This is a genomic window from Actinocatenispora comari, assembly GCF_017312725.1.
Lineage (GTDB): Bacteria > Actinomycetota > Actinomycetes > Mycobacteriales > Micromonosporaceae > Actinocatenispora > Actinocatenispora comari.
The window spans coordinates 97783-119455 of the sequence record NZ_BOPO01000113.1 but is presented as its reverse complement, the minus strand read 5'-3'; the positions used below and the strand labels follow the sequence as shown (position 1 = coordinate 119455).

The window sequence follows — 21673 nt, the reverse complement described above, 5'->3', positions numbered from 1 at the left end:
GACGAGACAACAGAAGGACGTCATGTCTGTCCGTGAAGTCGCGGTACCGCCGGCCACCGGGCCGGCGCCGCGGGTGCGCGCCGGTGGGCTGCTCGACCGCCGGCAGCTGCTCGCCGCGCTGCCGCAGGCGCTGCGCAAGCTCGACCCGCTGACCCTGTGGCGCAACCCGGTGATGCTGGTCGTCGAGGTCGGCTCGGTGTTCACCACCGTGCTCGCCGCCGTGTCGCCGAGCGTGTTCGGCGCCGCGATCGCCGGCTGGCTGTGGCTGACCGTACTGTTCGCGAACCTGGCCGAGGCGGTCGCCGAGGGCCGGGGCAGGGCGCAGGCCGACGCGCTGCGCCGGGCGAAGACCGACACCCTGGCCCGCCGGCTCGTCGGCTGGACCCCGGGTGCCACCGCGCCGGTCGAGCGGCCGGTACCGGCGCCGCAGCTGGCCCGCGGCGACCTGGTACTGGTCGAGGCCGGCCAGGTGATCCCCGGCGACGGCGACGTCGTCGAGGGCATCGCCAGCGTCGACGAGTCGGCCGTCACCGGCGAGTCGGCCCCGGTGATCCGCGAGTCCGGCGGCGACCGGTGCGCGGTCACCGGCGGTACCCGGGTGCTGTCCGACCGGATCGTCGTGCGGATCACCCAGCGGCCCGGGGACAGCTTCATCGACCGGATGATCGGCCTGGTCGAGGGCGCCAACCGGCAGAAGACGCCGAACGAGATCGCGCTGAACATCCTGCTCGCCACGCTGACGATCGTGTTCCTGCTGGCAGTGGCGACGATGCAGCCGATGGCGGTCTTCGCCCGGCACGCGCAGGCGTTCGCGCCGGACAGCGCCACCATCGACGCGCACGGCGTGACCGGGGTCGTCCTGGTGGCGCTGGTGGTGTGCCTGATCCCGACCACGATCGGCGCGCTGCTGTCCGCGATCGGCATCGCCGGGATGGACCGGCTGGTGCAGCGCAACGTGCTCGCGATGAGCGGCCGCGCGGTCGAGGCCGCCGGGGACGTGGACACGCTGCTGCTGGACAAGACCGGCACCATCACGCTGGGCAACCGGCAGGCGAGCGGCTTCGTCCCGGTCGGCGGGGTGTCGGCGGCCGAGCTGGCCGACGCCGCGCAGCTGTCCAGCCTCGCCGACGAGACGCCCGAGGGCAGGTCGGTGGTGGTGCACGCGAAGACCGAGTACGGGCTGCGCGAGCGTGCGGCCGGCGAGCTCACCGGCGCGGTGTGGGTGCCGTTCACCGCGCAGACCCGGATGTCCGGCGTCGACCTGCCGGCCGGCACCGGTACCCGGCAGCTGCGTAAGGGCGCCGCCGCCGCGGTCACCGACTGGGTCCGTGCCGCCGGCGGTACGGTGCCCGACCGCATCGACGCGATCGTCGACGACGTCTCCGCGGCCGGCGGTACCCCGCTGGTGGTGGGGGAGCGGGTCGGCGGCCGCGCTCGGGTGCTCGGCGTGATCCACCTCGCCGACGTGGTCAAGCCGGGGATGGCGCAACGGTTCGACCAGCTGCGCCGGATGGGCATCCGGACGGTGATGATCACCGGCGACAACCCGCGCACCGCGGCCGCGATCGCCACCCGGGCGGGGGTGGACGACTACCTCGCCGAGGCGACGCCGGAGGACAAGCTCGCGCTGATCCGGCGGGAGCAGCAGGGCGGTCGGCTCGTCGCGATGACCGGCGACGGTACCAACGACGCGCCGGCGCTGGCCCAGGCCGACGTCGGGATGGCGATGAACACCGGTACCTCGGCGGCCAAGGAGGCCGGCAACATGGTCGACCTGGACTCCGACCCGACCAAACTGATCGAGGTCGTCGCGATCGGCAAGCAGCTGCTGATCACCCGCGGCGCGCTCACCACGTTCTCGATCGCGAACGACATCGCCAAGTACTTCGCGATCATCCCGGCGATCTTCGCCGCGCTCTACCCGGGCCTGGACGCGCTGAACGTCATGCGGCTGCACAGTCCGACCTCGGCGATCCTGTCCGCGGTGATCTTCAACGCGCTGGTCATCGTGGCGCTGATCCCGCTCGCGCTGCGCGGGGTGCGCTACCGGCCGGCGAACGCGGCATCGATGCTGCGCCGCAACCTGCTGGTCTACGGCCTCGGCGGGATCGTCGCGCCGTTCGTCGGGATCAAGCTCATCGACCTTGTCATCCAGTTCGTCCCGGGGATCTCGTGATGCGTGTACCGTCCTGGATCAGAGCGCACGTCGCCGCGTTGCGGGCCGTGCTCGTGCTGACCGTCCTCACCGGCGTCGCCTACCCGCTGCTGGTCACCGGCCTCGTGCAGCTGCCCGGCCTGCGGGACCAGGCGAGCGGCTCGGTGCTCTCGCAACACGGCCGCGCCGTCGGCAGCTCGCTGATCGGCCAGTCGTTCACCGACGCGCACGGCCGGCCGCTGGTGCAGTACTTCCAGTCCCGGCCGTCGGCCGGCGGCTACGACCCGACCGCGACCGGCGCGTCCAACCTGGGGCCGGAGAGCGTCGTGGACACCCTGCGCAACCCCGCCGACGAGCACGACACCGGTACGCCCAGCTTGCTCACCCAGGTCTGCGCGCGCAGCCTCGCCGTGGGGCGGCTGGAGCACGTGGACTCCTCCCGGCCGTACTGCACCTCCACCGGGGTGGGCGCGGTGCTCGGGGTGTTCCGTACGCACGGTGATCGCGGCGCGGTCACCCGGGTGGTCAGCCTGAACCAGCAGTGCCCGGCGGCCCCGTTCCTGACCCGGTACCACGGGGTGCGGGTGGCGTGCGCCCGGTACGGCGCCGACTACTCGCACGCGGTGGTCACGCCGGTCCGGGGCGACGCGCCAACCCACCCCGCGGTACCGCCGGACGCCGTCACCGCCAGCGGCAGCGGCCTGGACCCGCAGATCAGTACCGCCTACGCGGAGCTGCAGGCGCCCCGGATCGCCCGCGAGCGGCACCTCGCCCCGGCGACCGTCAGGGCGCTGATCGACCGGTACACCACCGGCCGGGCGCTGGGGTTCATGGGCGAGCCGGCGGTCGACGTGGTTGAGCTCAACCACGCCCTGGACGCGAAGTACCCTTACCGACAGTGATCATGAACGCGAGAGGCTCGGCCAGGCGATGACGCAGGGACTGTTGCGCGTCTACCTCGGCGCCGCGCCGGGCGTCGGCAAGACCTACCGGATGCTGGAGGAGGGCCGCCGGCGCGCCGAGCGCGGTACCGACGTGGTCGTCGGCCTGGTCGAGACGCACGGCCGCCCGCAGACCGAGGCGATGCTCGGCGAGCTGGAGGTGGTGCCGCGGGCGACGATCGAGTACCGCGGGGCCAGGTTCACCGAGCTGGATCTCGCCGCGGTGCTCGCCCGCGCGCCCGAGGTGGTGCTGGTCGACGAGCTGGCGCACACCAACGTGCCCGGCTCGGCCAACGCCAAGCGCTGGCAGGACGTCCAGGAGCTGCTGGCCGCCGGCATCGTGGTGATCACCACGCTCAACATCCAGCACCTGGAGTCGATCAACGACGTGGTCTCCGAGATCACCGGGGTACCGCAGCGCGAGACGGTGCCGGACGCGATCGTGCGCCGGGCCGACCAGATCGAGCTGGTCGACCAGACCCCGGAGGCGCTGCGGCGCCGGATGGCGCACGGCAACATCTACCGGGCCGACAAGATCGACGCGGCGCTGGCCAACTACTTCCGGGTCGGCAACCTGACCGCGCTGCGGGAGCTCGCGCTGCTCTGGCTCGCCGACAAGGTCGACGACCAGCTCGACCGGTACCGGGCCGAGCACCGCATCTCGCAGCCGTGGGAGACCCGGGAACGGGTGGTGGTGGCGCTGACCGGCGGACCGGAGGGCGGCACGCTGATCCGCCGGGCCGCCCGGATCGCCGAACGCACCACCGGCGCCGACCTGCTCGCCGTGCACGTCACCCGCAACGACGGCCTGGTCGGCGGCGCCGACCCGGCGAGCCTGACCGCGCAGCGCACCCTGGTCGAGGACCTCGGCGGCACGTACCACCAGGTCGTCGGCAACGACATCGCCACCGCGCTGCTGGACTTCGCCCGCGGCGTCAACGCCACCCAGCTGGTGCTCGGCGCCAGCCGGCGCAACCGGTTCGCCCAGCTCCTGTCCCGCGGGGTCGGGGTGACCACGACCGCCGCGTCCGGCTCGATCGACGTGCACCTGGTCACCCACGAGCAGGTGCACCGCGGCCGGGGACGTTCCGCGCCGCCGGCCGCGCTCAGCGCCCAGCGCCGGCTGCTCGGCTTCCTGTTCGCGCTGGTCGGGCTGCCGTTGCTGACGCTGGCGCTGACCCAGCTGCGCGGCGAACTGACCCTGACCAGCGACATCCTGCTGTACCTGGCCTGGGTGGTGGTCGTCGCGCTGGTCGGTGGGCTGTGGCCGGCACTGACCGCCGCGGTGCTCGGCTCGCTGCTGGTCAACTACTTCTTCGCCCCGCCGTACCACACGCTCACCATCAACCAGCGGGAGAACGTCCTCGCCGTCGCGGTCTTCCTCGCCATGGCGGTGGCGGTCAGCGTCGCGGTCGACGTCGCGGCCCGCCGTACCCGGGAGGCGGCCGCCGCCCGGGCCGAGGCGGAGACGCTGTTCACGCTGGCCGGCAGCGTGCTGCGCGGCTCCCCGGCGGTGCGGGCGCTGCTCGGCCAGCTGCGCGAGACGTACCGGTTCGCCGCGGTGACGCTGCTGGAGCGCCGCACGGCCGTACCGGACAGCCCGGACGTGCAGCACGACCGGCAGGCCTGGTCGGTCGCCGCCACCGTCGGCGCGCCACCGTGCCTGACCCCCGGGGAGGCCGACGCCGACATCCTGGTCGACGGCGACACCTGCCTCGCGATGCGCGGCCACCCGCTCGCCGCCGCCGACCGCCGGGTCGTCCAGGCGTTCGCCGCCCAGGCCGCGCTCGCGCTGCGGGAACAGCGGCTCGCCGAACAGGCCGCCACCGCGGGCTCGATGGCCGAGGTGGATCGGCTGCGCACCGCGCTGCTGTCCGCCGTCAGCCACGACCTGCGCACCCCGCTCGCGGCGGCGATGGCCGCCGTCGACGGGCTGCGCAGCCCCGGCGTCACCCTGTCGGCCGCCGACCGGGCCGAACTGGTCGACACCGTCGCCGAGTCGCTGGGCCGGCTGCACCGGCTGGTCGACAACCTGCTCGACATGAGCCGGCTGCAGGCCGGCGCGCTCGCCATGCGGCCGCAGCCGATGAGCGTCGCCGAGGCCACCGCCGCCGCGCTGGACGAGATCGGTGCCGCCGCCCGGCCGGTACCGGTGCGGATCCCGGACGACACCCCGGAGGTACGGGCCGATCCGGTCCTGGTGGAGCGCATCCTGGCGAACCTGCTGCGCAACGCGCTGCGGTACAGCCCGGCGGACCGGCCGCCGCAGCTGTCGGTCAGCGAGCACGGCGGGTACGTGGCGGTGCGGGTGGTCGACCACGGACCGGGCATCCCGGCGAGCAAGTGGGACACCGTGTTCCTGCCGTTCCAGCGGCTCGGCGACCGGGACAACGAGACCGGCGTCGGGCTCGGCCTGGCGCTGTCCCGGGGGCTCGCCGAGGCGATGCACGGCACGCTCGACCCGGAGCACACGCCTGGCGGCGGGCTGACCATGACCCTGCGGTTGCCGGTCGTGGAGGACGCGGTCGGACGCGCGGACCAGCCACCAGCCGAGGCGGCGCTGCGCCGCGTCGCTGCCTGGCGCCGCGGCCGGGACGCCGTTGCGCGGCTCGACCCGGACGGCGCTGCGCTCCACGGCCGCGAAGCTGGTGGGCGGTCCGGCGGCGACGCTGATGGGGGGCCCGGCGGCGATGCTGCGGCGCGGCCCGGCCGGGGTGCGCGGCCCGGCGACGTCGAGGCGGCCCGGGTACGGGACGACGAGGAGCGGGCATGACGCGGGTGCTGATCGTGGACGACGAGCCGCAGCTCCTGCGCGCCTTGCGGATCAACCTGACCGCCCGCGGCTACCAGGTGGTGACCGCCGCCGACGGCGCGCAGACCCAGCGGGCCGCCGCCGACGAGCATCCCGACCTGGTCGTCCTCGATCTCGGGCTGCCCGACATCGACGGTGCCGAGCTGATCCGCGACCTGCGTACCTGGACACCGGTACCCATCGTGGTGCTGTCCGGCCGGTCCGACGCGATCGACAAGGTGGAGGCGCTGGATGCCGGCGCGGACGACTACGTGACGAAGCCGTTCAGCATGGAGGAGCTGGTGGCCCGGCTGCGCGCGGTGACCCGGCGGCTCGGCCCGGCCGACGAGCCCCCGGCGGTACCGATCGGCGCGCACACCGTCGACCTGGCCGCGCGGCGGGTGTACCGCACCGACGACCCGGCGCGGACGGTGCACCTGACCAGGACCGAGTGGCAGCTGCTGGAGGTGCTGCTGCGCTCGCCCGGCAAGCTCGTCGGCCAGCGCCAGCTGCTGCAGCAGGTGTGGGGGCCGACGTACCGGGACGAGACCCAGTACCTGCGGCAGTACCTGGCGCAGCTGCGCCGCAAGCTGGAGGCCGACCCGAGCCGGCCGGTGCACCTGATCACCGAACCGGGCATGGGCTACCGCTTCCAGCCGTGAGGCGCTGCCGATCGGGCGCCGAGGCGGCGCCGATCATGCGGTCCGCGACCGCCGCCGAAGCGCCGGACGGATTTCCGCGTATCGATCTGCCGGGCGGCCGGCCGCCCTAGGATCGACCGCGTCGGTCACGACGTATCCGGGGGGACGAATGAGTGATCTGGCGGCGATCGCCTACCGTGACGTGGGCACAGCCGAGCAGGCCCGCGAGAAGCTGTTCGAGCTGCAGAAACAGGGACTGATCTCGATCCGGGACGCGGCCATCGTGGAGGCCCAACCGGACGGCAAGGTCAAGCTGCACCAGGCCCGCAACCTGACCGGCGCCGGTGCCGCCGGCGGAGCGTTGTGGGGCGGCCTGATCGGGCTGCTGTTCTTCGCGCCGTTCCTGGGCATGGCGTTGGGGGCGGCCGGCGGCGCGGTCGCCGGCAAGTTCACCGACGTCGGGGTCGACGACGGCTTCATGAAGAAGGTCGGCTCGGAGCTGCGCCCCGGTACCGCGGCGCTGTTCGTGCTGGTCGATCAGGTGACGATCGACAAGGTCGCCACCGAGCTGGCGCAGTACCAGTTCGGCGGCAAGATCCTGCACACCTCGCTGAGCACCGAGGCCGAGCAGCACCTGCGCGACGTGTCGCAGCGGGCCCAGGAAGCCGCCCGGACCCAGGGCGCGCCGGCCGCCGGCTGACGCTCGACCACGGTCCCGGCCCGCGGCCAGCGGGCCGGTACCGCTGACCGCGGGCCGTGCTCGGCCGCTGTGGGGCGGAATCCGGGCCCGCGCCGGGGGTGCGCCGACCACACTGGGCTGATGATCACGGTCGCGGTGCTGCTCGCCGTCACGATCCTCTGGTACCTGCTGCGTGCGGTCGCCCGGGTCGCCGCGCCGGCGGCCCGGCTGGTGCGCCGGCTCGGCCGGTGGACCAACCGGCTGCACGCCTGGGTGCTGACCGCGCCCGCCACGTTCGCCTACTGCGCGATCTTCACCGCCTCCACGCTGGTACAGCGGGCCGCGCCGCCGCGGCTGATCACCGTGTTGACGACGATCCAGTCGACCAACCTGGTCGGCCTGCACGCCAAGCCGGTCGGCGTGCTGGTCGCGAGCGGACTGTGGGTCGCGGACCGCGGTGCCGGACTGGTGGGCTACCTCGCGGTGTTCGCCGTCGTCGTCGCGTACGCGGAGCGCCGCTACGGCACGCCCCGGCTGGTGCTCGTCGGCCTGGCCGGGCACGTACTGGGGTCGCTGCTGACCGCGGTGGTGGAGCTGCACGCGATCCGTACCGGAGCCGCGCCGCGCTCGCTCGCGCTGTCCACCGACGTCGGCGTCAGCTACGTGATGGTGGCCTGCTGCGCGGCGGCGGTCCTGGTACTGCGCGGCTGGCTGCGCGTCGCCGGGGCGGTGGTGCTCGCGCTCGGGGTGCTCACCCCGGTACTGGTGCACCACACGATCTGGGACCTGGGCCACCTGCTCGCCACGCTGTGCGGGTTGGGCGCCGCGCTGCTGTTGCTCGCCATCCGGCCCACCCGGGTACCGGTGCCGGTCGACGAGCTCGCCGGCCGCCTCACCGTCCGCCGCACCCCACGCCACTGACCGCCGCCCGAACCGCCCCTCGCCAGCGGCGGAACGGCGCTCTCGTCGGGGCGGTGAGTCAGTGCAGCCGGACCGGGAGCGCCCGCAGGCCGTTGAACAGCAGAGCGGGATGGCGCTCCGGCTCGGTGTCGGGGTCGGCCAGCCGCAGCCGCGGGAACCGGTCGAGCAGGGTACGCAGCGCGATCCGGGCCTCCAGCCGGGCCAGCGGCGCGCCGAGGCAGTGATGGATGCCGTGCCCGAACGCGAGGTGCTGGGCCGGCGGCCGGTCCAGGTCGAGCCGGTCGGGTTCGGCGTAGCGGCGCGGGTCGCGGTTGGCCGCGAGCACCGCGGCCAGCACCACCTGCCCGGCCGGGATGGTGACCTCGCCCAGCCGTACCTCGGTGGTGGTCCAGGCCGGGATCGTGGACTGCACCGGGCCGTCCAGGCGCAGCAGTTCCTCGATCGCGCCGGGCAGCCGGTCCGGCTCGGCGCGCAGCAGGGCGAGCCGGTCCGGGGCGGTGAGCAGCCGGTAGGTCGCGGTCCCGATCAGGTGCGCGGTCGTCTCGTGCCCGGCGGCGAGCAGCAGGAACACCATCGAGGTCAGCTCGTCCACCGACAGCCGGTCGCCGCTCTCGGCGCGCACCGCGAGCAGTGCGGACAGCAGGTCGTCGGCCGGCCGTGCCTGCTTCGCGGCGATCAGCCCGCGCAGGTAGTCGACCATCTCCCGGGTCGCACCGACCCAGACGTCGGCCGGGTACACGGCGCCGTAGCTGACGATCGAGGACCAGTGCCGGAACGCGTCCCGGTCGGTCGCCGGCACCCCGACCAGCTCGGCGATCACCGCCACCGGCAACGGATTGGCGTACCGGGCGACCAGATCGACCGGCGCGCTGGACTCCGCGGTGCCGCCGGGAGGCGCGCTCCCGGTGCCGGGGGCGCTGTCCGGGCCGGTGGCCGCGGCGGCCATCGCGTCGGCGAACCCGCCGGCCAACCGGGTGATGCGCGGTTCCAGTTCCGCGACGCGGCGGCGGGTGAAGCCGGCCGACACCAGCGCCCGCAGCCGGGTGTGCTCGGGTGGGTTGGCGGACAACAGATGCGTGTTCATCGCGGCGGCCAGCTCGGCGGGCAGCACGTCGCGGTGCGGCACCTCGTCGGTGGATCTGACCACGCCGGGGTGGGTGAGCAGCGCGCGGGCCTCGTCGTACCCGGCGACGACCCAGACGCGGACGCCGGTGAACAGCGTCACCTGGCGCACCGGCCCGGCGGCCGTCAGCTCGCGGTACGCGGCGAACCGCGCGGTACCGGTGGTCTCGGTGAACGGCGAAGGATCCTCCATCGCCGCCGATCCTACGGCGCGTCCGCACGGGCCGCCGGTGCTACCGCGGGGTGCGTTCCCAGTCCTCGACCGGGCCGGCCACCACCACGAACGACGGGTGCGGCGACGGCACCGCCGGCAGCAGTACGGCCCGGTCCGGGTTGCGGTCGGCGAGCTTGGCGGCGAGGTGCCGGCGCTCGTGGTCGAGCTGGCCGCGGGTCACCGGGATCCGTGCCACGGTGCCGGGGCGCTGCTCGATCCGGCCCCGGTCGAAGCGGTAGCCGCGCTGGTCCGCCTCGTCGGCGAGCCCGGCCAGGTACCGGCCGATCGCCGCCACCGGCTCGGGCTGGGCCCGGAACCGGTGCAGCTGCGGGTGGTTGGTGTAGCCGCGGCCGGGACGCACCAGGACCCGCTGCGCGAGCAGCGCCTCCCGCCAGCAGGCGACCAGGCCCTGCCGGTCCAGGTAGCGCGGATGCAGCGACCACAACCGCACCGGTCGCTCACCCCCTCGGCCGGCCCGGCGGCGCGCTCCGCGCCGGCTGCCCGGCTGCCTGCTCCGAGCGTAGCGATCCCCGAATCGGCAGGCGGGTGCCCATCGGAACGGGCGGACCGGGCACCCGGTCACCGGTGATCCGGGTGGCCGCCGGGACGGCCACCCGGAACCCGGTCAGTGGTGCGAGGTGACGGCGAGGCCGGCGAAGAACAGCGGGCCACGCGGGGTACCGACACCGGTCTCGGCGTCGTACCCGGGGGTGCTGTGGATGGTGCTGGTCTGCACGTCGATCGTCTGCAGCTGGTAGCTCTTGCCGTCGGTGGCGTCCACGCCGTTGACCAGGTTGGTGCGCACCTCGGCGAGCGGGGCGCGCGGCGCGGTCACGTCGTAGAGCGCCGGCGTGCGCAGCAGCCGGTAGTAGGCCGGGTTGACGAACCCGAGGGAGCGGTGCGTCAGCTGGTCGGCCATCGCGACCACGCCGGCGAGCAGCGGCGAGGACAGGCTGGTACCGCCGATCCGGTACTGGTCGAAGTAGGTGCCGTCCGGGAACACCTGCGTCTCGCCGACCACCATGCCGGTGTTCGGGTCGCCCACCATCGAGATGTCCGGCACCGCGCGCATCGGCGCGCCGCCGTTGGTCTGCGAGATCGAGCCGGGCACCCGTCCCTGCTGGTAGAACGGCTGGTCGAACAGCACGCTGGTGCCGCCGCCACCGCCGGAGGAGTACGGCCCGGGCAGCGCGCCCCAGGAACCGTCCGCGAGGTCGGCGTACGAGGTCTGCCAGCCGTGCTCGAAGACGCGTCGGCCGTGCGCGTCGATGCCGATGCTGGTGCCGCCGACGGCGGTCACGTACGGCTCGTCGGCCGGGAACTCCACCGTCTTCGCGCCCAGGTCGGTACCGCCGGCCGTGTGGTCGCCGTCGTCACCGGAGGAGAAGTTGACGGTGATCCCGGTCAGCGCCGCCTCCAGCGAGAACTGGTCGTAGAAGTCGACGTAGTCCTGGCCGAGCACCGACACGTCGTCGGTACCGTCGGTCCACGAGTTGGTGACGACGTCGGCGACGTGGTCGTCGATCGTCTTCGCCCACGCGTCGTCCAGCCCGGACGAGCAGTCCTTGGCGCCGACGTACACGATGTTCGCGCCGGGCGCCATCGCGTGCACCGCCTCGACGTCGAGGGTCTCCTCGCCGTACCAGCCGTTGCCGCCGCACTCGTCGATCATGTCGTAGCCGTCCGGCCCCGGCGTGATCTGCCGGAACTGGCCGGGCCGGAACCCGGGCTGGTGGTGCACCCTGTTGTACTGCTGGGCGTCGGCGTAGATGGTCGGCGCCGCGTACGCGTCGGTGATCGCCACGGTGACCCCGCGGCCGGTGATGCCGGCGCGCAGCAGCGCGCTCTCCCCGTACGCGGACTGCAACTGCTGGGGCCCGTAGCCGCAGGACGCGTACGGCTGCTTCTTCCCGTACGCGGCCGGCTTGTCGGTCGCGGTCTGCTGACCGAAGTAGGCCGAGCAGGGCTTGACGTTCACGCCGTAGCGCGAGCCGGTCGGCGGGCCGGGCGCCTCGTCCGCCGGCTTGTGCAGCTGGGAGCCCTGGTCGACGCCGAGCACGCCGGCCACCGAGCGGGTGACCTGCGCCGGGGTACCGGCCGGGAACGACAGCGCGCCGTCGTTGGAGCGCACCTTCATCCCGCGGTACGAGTAGGTCTTGAGGGTGGTCGCGAACGCGTGCTCGACCTGCTTCGCGGTACCGCTGGCCTCGACGTACATGCCGCCGCCGAGCGAGTCACCGACCCGGAACCCCTGCCCGGACAGCCAGCTGCGCACCGCGGACACGTCGGCGGCGGCCGGCGCGTACCGGGAGCGGAACCGCGCCGAGGACAACCAGTCGCCGTAGTGCGCGCTGGTCGGGTCGGACACGTCGCGCAGCGTGTCGACGGCGCCGGTGTGGTCGCGCATGTGCAGCAGGACGCCGAAGTCGACCCGGCTGGCCGCGGCGGTGTCGCCGACGGCGTGCGCGTGCGGCAGCCACCGGGGGGTGCTGTCGGCGATCTGGTGCCGGCCGCCGGCGAAGGCCGGGGCGGACAGGACGGTGAGCCCGAGGGCGGTGGTGGCGACGAGCGAGCCGACGATCAGCCGCCCGGGCCGCACGGTTCTTCCCATACGGTGCCTCCTTGAGGGCACGGGAACCGAACAGACGCCGTCAGCAAACTCTCGGCGGATATCCGGGTCAAGCGCCGCGCCGCGCTCGTGGCCGAGTCGAGCCACGCTTTACCGTCCTCGAACCTTGGCCCGCGCCGAATTCGGGGCAGACTGGCCGATACGAGACGCCGGGCCCCCTCACCCGGCGGCGACGGTACGGGAGGTCGCGATGAACCTGCGTCGGATGTGGTGTCGGGCCGGGGCGGCGGTGGTCTGCGGTGCGGCGCTGGTGCTGGTACCGGCGGCCGGGCCGGCGGCGGCCGCGAACCAGTCGGTGTGCAACACCTACTGCGACGGAAGGGATCCGGCGCTCGCGCCGGCGGAGCGGGTACCGGTGCAGGCCAGCCTGTCGGGCCGGACGATCCGGCTGCACGTCGACGACACCGACGCGATGGGCTGGGCGTCGATCGACGGCGGCACCGGCGGCGACGAGGTGTGGCTGGACCGCTCGTACGACGGCGGGCAGAGCTGGTCGACCGGCAGCAAGCTCGGCGACACGTCCACGCCGAGCGGTTCGAGCGGCTGGCGCACCCTGATGTACAACGTGGACGACTGGAACGACGCCGGGGTCGGCGCGCTGCGCGCCTGCGGCCAGGCCGCCGGCTCGACCGCGATCGCCTGCACCCCCTGGGCCCGGTCGACCTGGAACGCGTGGAGCCGCAGCACCGCGGCGGCCACCGGCCTGATGATGATGTACGACCGGGACACCGGGCTGTTCGGCGGCAACGGCTGGTGGACCTCCGCCAACGCGCTGACCGCGATCATCGACAACGCGCGCACCAGCGGCATGCCCAGCTACGAGTACGCGATCTCGACGACCTACGACAAGAACCGCACCGCGCAGGGCGGCGACTTCACCAACGACTACGTGGACGACACCGGCTGGTGGGGCCTCGCCTGGCTGGACGCGTACGACCTGACCGGCGACGCCCGCTACCTGACCACGGCGCGGGCCGACGCCGACGACATGGCCCGCTACTGGACCGACCTGTGCGGCGGCGGCGTGCTGTGGAACACCGGCAACACCGGCTACAAGAACGCCATCGCCAACGAGCTGTACCTGGAGCTCAACGCCGCGCTGCACAACCGGATCGGCGGCGACACGACCTACCTGGCGCGGGCGCGACAGGAGTGGGCCTGGTTCCAGGGCACCGGCATGATCAACTCGTCGCACCTGGTCAACGACGGGCTCGACAGTGGCTGCCACAACGACGGGCACCCGACGTACACGTACAACCAGGGGGTGATCCTCGGCGGGCTGGCGGAGCTGTACCGGGCCACGGGCGACGGCGCCGTGCTGGACACCGCCCGTACCCTCGCCGACGCCTCGACCGGCTCCACCACGCTGAACCCCGGTGGCACGCTGCGCGATCCGAACGAGGCGGACAGCTGCGCCGGCGACGGGCCGTCGTTCAAGGGTGCGTACGTGCGGGGGCTCGGCCTGCTCGACTCCGTGCTGTCCGACCACCCGTACGCCGGCTACCTGCACCGGCAGGCCGACACCGCCTACGCGAACGACCGCGACCCGCTGGATCTGTACGGCCCGCACTGGGCCGGCGACGGCCGCGGCCCCACCGGCCACGGCTGCCAGCACAGCGCCCTCGACCTGCTCAACGCCGCCTCCTGAGCGTCCCGTCCCGGCCGGCGTCCGGGCCGGGACGGTCGCTCCGCACCCGGGCCGGACCGGCGGCTCGGGACGGTACGGCCGGGCTCAGCCGGCGGGGGACAGGCGGATGACCGCGACGCCGTCGAGCACCCCGAGGGTGGCGATCTCCAGCCCGTTCAGGGTGGCGATCGCGTACCCGCCGCCCTGCGCGGACACCGTCGCCTGACCGGTGCTGCCGTTGGTGCCGACCGTGTCGACCCGCATGCCCTGCGCGGTGATGGAGGTGACGGTCAGCTTGGCGAAACCGGTCTTCGGCGACAGCGGGATGCGCTGCGGCGCGCGGACCCGGACCTCGCACCGCCCGTCGTAGCAGGCGTGGATGTCGGTACCGTCGGCGGCGGCCGGCAGCGTCGGGCCGGTCCGGCTCGGACTCGGGCTCGGCGCGCTGGGGCTCGTGGCCGAGGCGGCCGGCGCGGCCGGCCGGTGGCTGCCGGCGCCGGTGGCGGTGTCGTCGCCGGAGCCGCCGCAACCGGCGACCGAGACCGCAACGGCGGCCGCGACCAGCAGGGGGAGTACCGGACGGGGCATTGCTACCTCCGAGGTGCGAGCCGCCCGAAGCGGCGGTTCTGGTTGAATTCGTGGTACCGATGAGGGTGGCGCGGCGGGTCCCGCCGGCGCCGGTGCGGTGGGTGGTGGCAGGAGGCTGTGGTGGATCCGACCGTTCCGCCGTTCCCCGACGCCGCCGACGTGGCCCGGGCGATCCCGCGGTACCGGATCGTGCGGCGGCTGGCGCAGACCGCGATGAGCGAGGTCTACCTGGCCCGCGACACCGGTCTGCACGACCGGCTGGTCGCGGTGAAGATCCCGGCCGACGGCGCCGACCCGGCCCGGTTCGCCCGCGAGGTGGCGGTGGCGGCCCGGCTGACGCACCCGAACATCATCCCGCTGCTCGCCGACGCCGGTCCCACCGAGCGCCCCGGCTACCTCGTCATGCCGTACGTGCCGGGCGACGGCCCGGGTGGGCCGGACCTGCAGACCAGGCTGGACACCGACGGCCCGCTCGGGCTGGACCGCACCCTGCACCTGGCCGCCCAGCTGGCCTCCGCGCTGGACTACGCGCACGAGGCGGGCGTGGTGCACCGGGACGTCAAGCCGCGCAACGTGCTGCTCGCCGGCGGCACCGACCATGCCTACCTGTGCGACTTCGGCATCGCGAAGATCGCCGGCGAGCAGCTGACCGTGCCCGGCAGCGCGCCGTTCGGCACCCCCGGGTTCTCCGCGCCGGACCCGGTCGCCGGCCGGCGCGGCGACGTGTACTCGCTCGGTGCCGTGGTCTACGCGTGCCTGGCCGGCACCCCGCCGTTCGAGTCGTCCGACACGCACGCGGTCCGGGCCAGCCAGCTGAGCACCGATCCACCGCCCGTCTCGGCGCGGGTCGCCGGTCTGCCGCCGGGACTGGACGAGGTCGTGGCCCGGGCGATGGCGCGGGATCCGGCGCAGCGGTACCCGAGCTGCGGCGAGTTCGTCACCGCGTTGCGGGCGGCGGCGGCCGGCACCGCCGGGCCGCCGGTTCCGGGCGGCGCCGGCCGCGCCGCCCGCGGTGGACGGGTCGCGGCGCGCCGGCTCGGTGCCTCGGTCCCGGTCCGCCGGCTCGGTGGCTCGGTCCCGGTCCGCCGGGCCGGTGGCTCGGTCCCGGTCCGCCGGCTCGGCCGGCTGGCGCGACGCCATCGCGTCGTCGCCGGGCTGCTCGCGGTGGCGCTGGTCGGCGTGGCCGGCCTGGGCGTCTGGTACGGGCTGGGGCCGCGGGTCGGTGACCGCCCGGACGGCGCCGCGCTGGCGCGGATCCCCACCGCGCTGCGGGCCGACTGTCGTCTCGCCGCGCCGACCGGCCGGTTCGCCGCCGCGGACACCGCGCTGACCTGCCGCACCGGTACCCGCACGGTCCGGTTCGGGCTGTACGACGGCAAGCCCGCGCTGGATGCCGCCTACCGGTCGGCGGTCCGGGCGGCCCGGGTGCCCAGCGGCAGCGGGGACTGCCCCGCCGGTACCGACGGCGAGCACCGCTACCCGGCCACCGGCGCCGGCATCGGTCGGGTGCTGTGCGCCACCGGGTACGGGGAGACGACGCTGACCTGGACCGACATCGATGCCCGCACCGTCGGTACGGTCGTCGGCGGCAACGCCGGTGCGCTCGGCGCGGCGTGGTCGGGCTGGGTCCGGCTGGCCGCCTACCCGACCGCGGCGGAACGCGCGCTGACCGGCCTGGTCGCGCTGTCCGGCTGCCGCCGCGCCGCCGCCGGCAGCGTCGACGACCTGCCCGGGCTCACCGCCGCCGTCACCTGCGACCCGCCCGGCGACGGCGCGAGCTCGGTGTCGTACTACCAGTTCGGCAGCGACGCGGCGCTGACCGCGGCGGTGCACCGCCGGTCCACGGCGGTGCGGGCGCCCAGCGGCGTCGACTGCAGCGACGGCGCGGCGCCCGGGTTCCTCGGCGTGCGGTCGCTGGACCTGCGCAGCGTGCCGGTCGGCCAGTTGCTGTGCCACCGCGGTGAGCACGACGCCCCCGTGCTGACCTGGAGCGTCGAGCCGCTGCGCCTGCTCGCCACCGCGACCGGGACCAAGCCCGGCGAGCTGGCCCGCTGGTGGCGCGGCTACTACGGGTTCGCCGCGCCGACCGCGAAGATCGCCGCCGCGGTGAACGCGCACGCCGACCCGGTGTTCCCGACCGCGGCCGAACGCGCGCTGCTGCGGCACGTACCGGCCGCGTCCCGGGTGGACTGCATGCGCCCGCCGCACGACCAGATCACCTCGAACGTGGGCGACGCGACGGTGACCGCGGTGGTCTGCGGCCCGACCCGCGGTACCAGCATCGTGTTCTACTACCAGTTCGACGACGCGGCCTCGATGAACGCCGCGTACGCGGCGAACGTCGGGATCAGCGGGCCGCGCTGCACCGACTCGCCGGCCGACTTCCACGGCGACGCGCCGTACCGCAACGACGGAGCCCGGGGCCGGCTCGGCTGCGCCCGGCACGCCGGCAGCTACACGCTCGCCTGGACCGACGATCACCTGGAGATCCTCACCCTGTCGTTCGGGGCCACCAGCCCGGACGTGCTGCTGGACTGGTGGCGGTTCGACGCCGGCCCCCGCTGACCCGCGCTGTCGACCGCCCGTCCGGGCCCGGCCGGCCCGGCTCCGGCGATCAACCGTCCGGGCCGTCCAGCCGGGCGAGATCGGCCGGGGTCAGGGTGGCCGAACGCAGCAACGCCTGGATCAGGGTCGCGTTGACCGCGTTGCCCAGCGGTACGCCCAGCTCGTCCGGCGACGGCAGGTCCGGGATGCTGGCCCGGATGCGGGCCACCGCGTTCGCGACCGCCCGTTCGTTCCACGGCTGCCCGTTGCCGCGCGGCAGCGCCAGCATGTTCAGGTCGTCGACCACCTGCTTCCAGGCCACCGGCGCCGCGTGCGGCTCGCCCCGCAGGTACCGCTGGGCGAGCGAGGCGAGCAGCACCCGTTCGGTGTCGTCCAGCGGGTAGGCGTTCGGATCGGCCCGGGTCGAGGCGCCCGGCGCGCCGCGGGTGTCGGCCGGCCCGCGGCCCACCAGCCGCAGCTCCACCAGGTGCGACCGCTTGCCGCGGCCGATCAGCAGCGGCAGGTATCCCGGCGCCACCGGCATCTCCTGACCGGACAGCAGCAGCGCGTCGGCGGGTAGCCGGATCGGCAGCCGGCCGGCGTTGCGCAGCCACCACCGTTCGCCGTCGCACATCAGCCGGCCGTGGCAGCGGCTGATGTAGGGGTCGTCGGTACCGACCGGGACGTGCACGTCGCCGTCCTCGCTGCCGCGGCCGAACAGCAGCGTGAACCGGCGCGGCGGCATCGCGTACCCGCCCTGCTCGGACAGTACGAACAGCGTCCCGGCCGGCGCCGGCGGTACGCCCCGGGCCAGGCTCGGCGTGCTCGACGGCAGGTAGTGCGGGATGAACTCGTCGGCCATGGCTGTCCCTTCGCCTCGCGGGCCCCGCGGTGGTGTCGGGTGCGTGCCGCGACCGGCGCCGTCCTGGGCGGCCCCGGCCGGCACAGGTCTACCCGCCCGCGGGCGGGACCCCTCCCGGGCCGGCCGGCGCCGGGTGGACCCGGGTACCGCCGAGCCAGGTACCGACCACCTCGATGCCGGCGATCCGGTCCGCCGCCACGGTGCGGGGATCGTCGGCGAGCGCGACGAAGTCGGCGATCTGTCCGGCCGCGATCCGGCCCTTGGTCGCCTCCTCACCGGACGCGTACGCCGAGCCGGTGGTGTAGACGGCGAGCGCCTGGGTGGCCGTGATCGCCTGGCGGTCGCCGAACGGTGCGCCGTTGCGGTCCCGCCGGGTGACCAGGCTCTGCAGCGCGAACAGCGGCTCGTACGGCCCGCACGGGTGGTCGGAGGAGCCGGCCACCGGGACGCCCGCGGCGAGCAGCGTGCGGTGCGCGAACATCCGCTCGATCCGGTCGGCGTCGTAGAACCGGCGCAGCTTGTCCCCGTGCGCCGCCGGGTACTGCCCGAACGGCACAGCGACCACCCGCAGCGCCCGCATCGCCGCGACGATCTCGTCGTCGACGATCGCGACGTGCTCGACGCGATGCCGTACCTGTGGCCGCGGTCGGCGCTGCTGCGCCGCGTCGATCGCCGCCAGGACCTCGGCGATCGCCCGGTCGCCGTTGGCGTGCACCGCGATCGTGCCGTCGTGCTCGTGCACGTCGGCGACCACCTGCCGCAGCTGGGCGGGCGACATCCGCGGCTGGCCCGGCGCCTCCGCCGCCGGTACCGGCTGCTTGGTCCAGGCGACGCCGCCGTTGACCGCGCCGTCCGCGAACGCCTTCACCCCGCCGACCCGCAGCCGGTCGGTCGGTACCGGTGCCGGCAGCTCCAGCGCCCGGAACGACTCCCAGTGCTCGTAGCCGACCAGCGCGTTGACCCGCAGCGGCAGCTCGCCGGCCGCGGCCAGCCCGGCCAGCGTCGCCCACGACTCGGGGCCGACCATCGCATCGCCCACCGAGGTGATGCCGGCCGCGTGCAGCCGGCCGGCGAACCGCACGAACGCCCGCTGCGCCGCCGCCCGGTCCGGCCGCGGCACGATCGTGGCCCGTCGGGTGAACGCCGGGAACGCCACGTCGTAGAGCGCCTGGTCGACCAGCACCCCGGTCAACCGCCCCGCCGCGTCGTGCCCCAGCTCGCCGCCGCCCGGCGCGTCGTCGACCCCCCGGTACCCGGCGAGCGCTAGGCCGGCGCTGTTCAGCACACCGGCGTGCAGCGTCACGTCGACCACCAGCACGGGCTGGTGCGGGCACGCGGTGTCCAGCTCGTCGGCGGTCAGCGGCACGCCGCCGAGGCTGCGCGCCGGGTCGACCCCGCAGCCCACGATCCACTCGCCGGGCGGGGTGCCGGCGGCCCGCTGCGCGAGCGCGGCCAGCATCGACGCCCGGTCCGGTACCCGCTGCGGGGAGAGGTCGAGCTGCAGCAGCTGCTCGGCGCACACGGTCGGATGGCTGTGCGCGTCGTTGAACCCCGGTACCAGGGTGACCGCGCCGAGGTCGACCAGCGTGGCGCCCGGCCACGCCGCCCGCAGCGCCGCGACCGGACCGGTCTGCCGGATCCACTCGCCGACCACGACGAACGCCTCCGGCTCGGTCCCGTCCCCGGCGACGATGCGTTCCGCGGTGACGATCTGCCCGGCGTCCGGCTCGCTGTCCGACATCGGCCCCCTCACGACGACTGGACCTCCAGTGAAACACCGGGCCGGACCGGTCTGCCGGTCCGGCCCGATCACGAGGTCCCCCGGCGTCCGGGGACCCTGGTCAGGGCCCCGTCCGGGGGGCCCGGTCAGGGCCCGTAGGTGGACTGGGTGACCGCGAAGACGTTGCGGTGGCCGCTGGGCTCCTGCAGCGACCACAGCAGGTCCGGGCCGGACGCGTCCTCCCAGTAGCTGAGGCTCTCGCCGCCACCGACCCAGCTGTACGTGTGCGAGCCGGTCGACGGGGTCCAGTAGTACAGCTTCTTCGCACCCGAGGAGTTGAACCACCAGCGTCCGTTGTGCGAGCCGACCCCGTTCAGGTTGTACCAGGGCAGTTGCAGCGCCTCGCTCGCCGTGGTGGTCGCGGCGAAGGTGGTGGCGCCGGACGCGAACGGGAACCGCAGCGCCCGCGGCGCCCGCTGCGGGTAGTTCGTGCAGCTGGCGCAGGTGTACTCGGTCATCACGATCGAGGAGCTCACCCGGTCCAGCGAGATCGTCGACCACACCACGGAGGTGCCCGAGGTGGTGTGCGAGGTGATCGTGCCGACCTGCGGAAGCACGTAGGCGTAGTTGTGCGCGTGGTAGGTGCCGTCGGACTGCCGGCCGATGGCGCTGGAGCTGCCGCTGGTGTCGGTCTTGAGGATCTTCTTCATGTTGAAAACCCGCATGCCGTGCCCGGTGTCGGCGACGTAGAGGTAGTCGCCGTACCACGAGACGCCGCCGGCGTGGATCGGGATGTCCTTGAAGTTCGGCGTGGTGGCCGTGCCGGTCGGCTCCACCAGCAGGATCTTGCGGTACGTGTTGGGCCAGGTGGCGTCCCAGTCGACCAGCGTGATCCGGCTGCGCGACTGCGCCCCGTCGCAACCCGCCTTGGTGTACCAGCTCACCGCGATCAGCTGGTGGCCGTCGTAGTTGCCGCTGTTCGCGGTGCCGACGGCGTCCCGGCTGGTGGTGATGCCCTGCGGGTAGTTGGTGCAGTCGGAGTTGTCGCCGGAGTCGAACTTGAACCCGGTCTGGTAGCCGGCGATGCCCAGCGAGTCGGTGATGCCGGTGCGGGTGTGGTTGGCGTTCTTCATCACCGTGTCGACCGACGCGGTGCCGAGCTTGCTCACCAGCGCCGAGTCGAGGGTGTCGTACTGGTGGTAGTCGGAGGTCAGCGTGAACTGGCTGGTCGGCAACGTGGTGGGGCCACTCGCCGCGGAGGCGACGGTGGACGTGGTGGCGGTGAGGGCCGCGCCGGCCAGCAGCACCGCTCCGGTGGCGGCGAGCGCCACGAGTCTTCTCCGGAATGCCATGACGGAACCCCTTGTCGCTGAGCCGAAATGGGGCTCTCACGGTATCTCGCGGTGGATGTAGCTCGCTGCCCTTGTTAACCGGAATCTCGTAATTTTCCACCAACTTCGTCGCGCCGCGGGCGGGCGCATAGCACGCCTCGCGGGAATCGGCAAGGTTGTCCACAGGGGTGCCGGTTGTGCACAGATCCGTTGCGGCACAGCCGATCCCAGCCGTCCGGGATCGACGATGGATGCCGTCCGACCCGCCGTGCGGGTCCCGCCACGAACGAAACGGAGCAGTCATGTCGCTGCAGCTCTCCCGCCGCGCCCGGCGCCTGTCGATCGCCGGCCTGGCCGTCGGCGCGGTGTGCGCGGTCGCCCCGGCCCTGCCGGCGCACGCCGGACCGGCCGGGTCCGGCGTCCGGGACACCGCGGCCGCGCCGTCCCGCCCGGTCGCCGCGCATCCGGCGCCGGTGCTCGACGGCTTCCGCCTGACCCACCTGCCGGCGGGCCTCGGGACCCCGTCGGACTTCGCGTACGAGTGGGACGAGGTCGCCTTCTGTTCCCGTGACTGGGAGAGCCGGCACGGCGACGGCTGGCGGGTCGACCTCACCGTCGAGACGCTGCGCGGTGACCGGCTGACCAGCCTGGCCGCGCTGCGCGGCTACCTGACCGACTACCTGGAGCAGGGCCCCGACTGGCGGCTGACCCGGGTGACGATCGGCCACCACCCCGGCCTGCGCACCGACGACCGGGTGTTCTGGCTGGTCCGGCCGGGTGTCGCGGTCTCGGTCCGGATCGACCCCGAGCGGTACGGCGTGGCCGAGTTGCTGCGCACCGCCCGCGGCGTGCACGAGCGGCGGTGAGCCGGCGCCCGACCGGGCCCGGCGGGCCGCCCGAGCGGCTCA

16 protein-coding genes are annotated in these 21673 nt (G+C 74.3%); 9 read left to right on the top strand and 7 right to left on the bottom strand.

What is annotated here, in order from left to right; genetic code table 11:
* The first annotated feature begins 22 nt into the window (after positions 1-22).
* The 6 genes from kdpB (at position 23) to NUM_RS27475 (ending at position 8128) form a co-directional block, all read left to right on the top strand.
* Positions 23-2176 (top strand): potassium-transporting ATPase subunit KdpB, encoded by a 2154-nt coding sequence (gene kdpB / locus NUM_RS27500; protein WP_207127833.1) that lies wholly within the window; start codon positions 23-25, stop codon positions 2174-2176.
* Entirely contained in the window at positions 2176-3057 is an 882-nt protein-coding gene (locus NUM_RS27495) for a potassium-transporting ATPase subunit C (RefSeq protein WP_207127832.1), read from the top strand. Before kdpB ends, NUM_RS27495 begins: the two co-directional genes overlap by 1 nt.
* A gap of 28 nt (positions 3058-3085) precedes the next feature.
* Positions 3086-5869, top strand: coding sequence for a sensor histidine kinase (locus NUM_RS27490; protein WP_207127831.1), 2784 nt, complete (start codon positions 3086-3088; stop codon positions 5867-5869).
* Entirely contained in the window at positions 5866-6549 is a 684-nt protein-coding gene (locus NUM_RS27485) for a response regulator (RefSeq protein ID WP_207127830.1), read from the top strand. Before NUM_RS27490 ends, NUM_RS27485 begins: the two co-directional genes overlap by 4 nt.
* A gap of 148 nt (positions 6550-6697) precedes the next feature.
* Complete coding sequence (locus tag NUM_RS27480; protein WP_207127829.1) at positions 6698-7228, top strand: DUF1269 domain-containing protein; 531 nt, start codon at positions 6698-6700, stop codon at positions 7226-7228.
* Positions 7229-7348: 120 nt separating this feature from the next.
* Positions 7349-8128, top strand: coding sequence for a rhomboid-like protein (locus NUM_RS27475; protein WP_207127828.1), 780 nt, complete (start codon positions 7349-7351; stop codon positions 8126-8128).
* Positions 8129-8186: 58 nt separating this feature from the next.
* On the opposite strand, the gene NUM_RS27470 is transcribed toward NUM_RS27475, so the two are convergent.
* From NUM_RS27470 to NUM_RS27460, 3 genes are all read right to left on the bottom strand, one after another.
* The gene (locus NUM_RS27470) at positions 8187-9443 is read right to left on the bottom strand and encodes a cytochrome P450 family protein (protein ID WP_207127827.1); all 1257 of its coding nucleotides are present in this window, start codon (positions 9441-9443) and stop codon (positions 8187-8189) included.
* A 40-nt stretch (positions 9444-9483) separates the two neighbouring features.
* Positions 9484-9915, bottom strand: coding sequence for a pyrimidine dimer DNA glycosylase/endonuclease V (locus NUM_RS27465; RefSeq protein WP_207127826.1), 432 nt, complete (start codon positions 9913-9915; stop codon positions 9484-9486).
* 174 nt (positions 9916-10089) lie between these two features.
* A complete protein-coding gene (locus NUM_RS27460) occupies positions 10090-12075 on the bottom strand; it encodes a S53 family peptidase (RefSeq protein ID WP_207127825.1) in 1986 nt (661 codons plus the stop codon).
* A 208-nt stretch (positions 12076-12283) separates the two neighbouring features.
* Between NUM_RS27460 and NUM_RS27455 the strand changes: the two genes are divergently transcribed.
* Positions 12284-13741: a glycoside hydrolase family 76 protein gene (locus tag NUM_RS27455; protein ID WP_225918895.1), complete on the top strand. Its 1458-nt coding sequence runs from the start codon at positions 12284-12286 to the stop codon at positions 13739-13741.
* Between the two features lie 84 nt (positions 13742-13825).
* Here the strand turns inward: NUM_RS27455 and NUM_RS27450 are convergent, their stop codons facing one another.
* Positions 13826-14308, bottom strand: coding sequence for a hypothetical protein (locus NUM_RS27450; RefSeq protein WP_207127824.1), 483 nt, complete (start codon positions 14306-14308; stop codon positions 13826-13828).
* A 120-nt stretch (positions 14309-14428) separates the two neighbouring features.
* Between NUM_RS27450 and NUM_RS27445 the strand changes: the two genes are divergently transcribed.
* Positions 14429-16873, top strand: a complete 2445-nt coding sequence (locus NUM_RS27445; RefSeq protein ID WP_207127823.1) for a serine/threonine-protein kinase — start codon at positions 14429-14431, stop codon at positions 16871-16873.
* 49 nt (positions 16874-16922) lie between these two features.
* Here the strand turns inward: NUM_RS27445 and NUM_RS27440 are convergent, their stop codons facing one another.
* From NUM_RS27440 to NUM_RS27430, 3 genes are all read right to left on the bottom strand, one after another.
* A complete protein-coding gene (locus NUM_RS27440) occupies positions 16923-17714 on the bottom strand; it encodes an FHA domain-containing protein (protein WP_207127822.1) in 792 nt (263 codons plus the stop codon).
* A gap of 88 nt (positions 17715-17802) precedes the next feature.
* Positions 17803-19455 (bottom strand): amidohydrolase, encoded by a 1653-nt coding sequence (locus NUM_RS27435; protein WP_207127821.1) that lies wholly within the window; start codon positions 19453-19455, stop codon positions 17803-17805.
* A gap of 125 nt (positions 19456-19580) precedes the next feature.
* The gene (locus NUM_RS27430; protein WP_207127820.1) at positions 19581-20786 is read right to left on the bottom strand and encodes a hypothetical protein; all 1206 of its coding nucleotides are present in this window, start codon (positions 20784-20786) and stop codon (positions 19581-19583) included.
* A gap of 281 nt (positions 20787-21067) precedes the next feature.
* Between NUM_RS27430 and NUM_RS27425 the strand changes: the two genes are divergently transcribed.
* On the top strand, positions 21068-21631 hold the full coding sequence (locus NUM_RS27425) for a hypothetical protein (protein WP_207127819.1): 564 nt from the start codon (positions 21068-21070) through the stop codon (positions 21629-21631).
* The last annotated feature ends 42 nt before the right edge of the window (positions 21632-21673 follow it).

Coding starts and splice junctions, on each gene's coding strand:
- kdpB (WP_207127833.1), top strand. CDS start 23: ATGTCTGTCCGTGAAGTCGCGGTACCGCCGGCCACCGGGCCGGCGCCG.
- NUM_RS27485 (WP_207127830.1), top strand. CDS start 5,866: ATGACGCGGGTGCTGATCGTGGACGACGAGCCGCAGCTCCTGCGCGCC.
- NUM_RS27435 (WP_207127821.1), bottom strand. CDS start 19,455: ATGTCGGACAGCGAGCCGGACGCCGGGCAGATCGTCACCGCGGAACGC.
- NUM_RS27490 (WP_207127831.1), top strand. CDS start 3,086: ATGACGCAGGGACTGTTGCGCGTCTACCTCGGCGCCGCGCCGGGCGTC.
- NUM_RS27460 (WP_207127825.1), bottom strand. CDS start 12,075: ATGGGAAGAACCGTGCGGCCCGGGCGGCTGATCGTCGGCTCGCTCGTC.
- NUM_RS27470 (WP_207127827.1), bottom strand. CDS start 9,443: ATGGAGGATCCTTCGCCGTTCACCGAGACCACCGGTACCGCGCGGTTC.
- NUM_RS27440 (WP_207127822.1), bottom strand. CDS start 17,714: ATGGCCGACGAGTTCATCCCGCACTACCTGCCGTCGAGCACGCCGAGC.
- NUM_RS27455 (WP_225918895.1), top strand. CDS start 12,284: ATGAACCTGCGTCGGATGTGGTGTCGGGCCGGGGCGGCGGTGGTCTGC.
- NUM_RS27430 (WP_207127820.1), bottom strand. CDS start 20,786: ATGGCATTCCGGAGAAGACTCGTGGCGCTCGCCGCCACCGGAGCGGTG.
- NUM_RS27495 (WP_207127832.1), top strand. CDS start 2,176: ATGCGTGTACCGTCCTGGATCAGAGCGCACGTCGCCGCGTTGCGGGCC.
- NUM_RS27475 (WP_207127828.1), top strand. CDS start 7,349: ATGATCACGGTCGCGGTGCTGCTCGCCGTCACGATCCTCTGGTACCTG.
- NUM_RS27425 (WP_207127819.1), top strand. CDS start 21,068: ATGTCGCTGCAGCTCTCCCGCCGCGCCCGGCGCCTGTCGATCGCCGGC.
- NUM_RS27450 (WP_207127824.1), bottom strand. CDS start 14,308: ATGCCCCGTCCGGTACTCCCCCTGCTGGTCGCGGCCGCCGTTGCGGTC.
- NUM_RS27480 (WP_207127829.1), top strand. CDS start 6,698: ATGAGTGATCTGGCGGCGATCGCCTACCGTGACGTGGGCACAGCCGAG.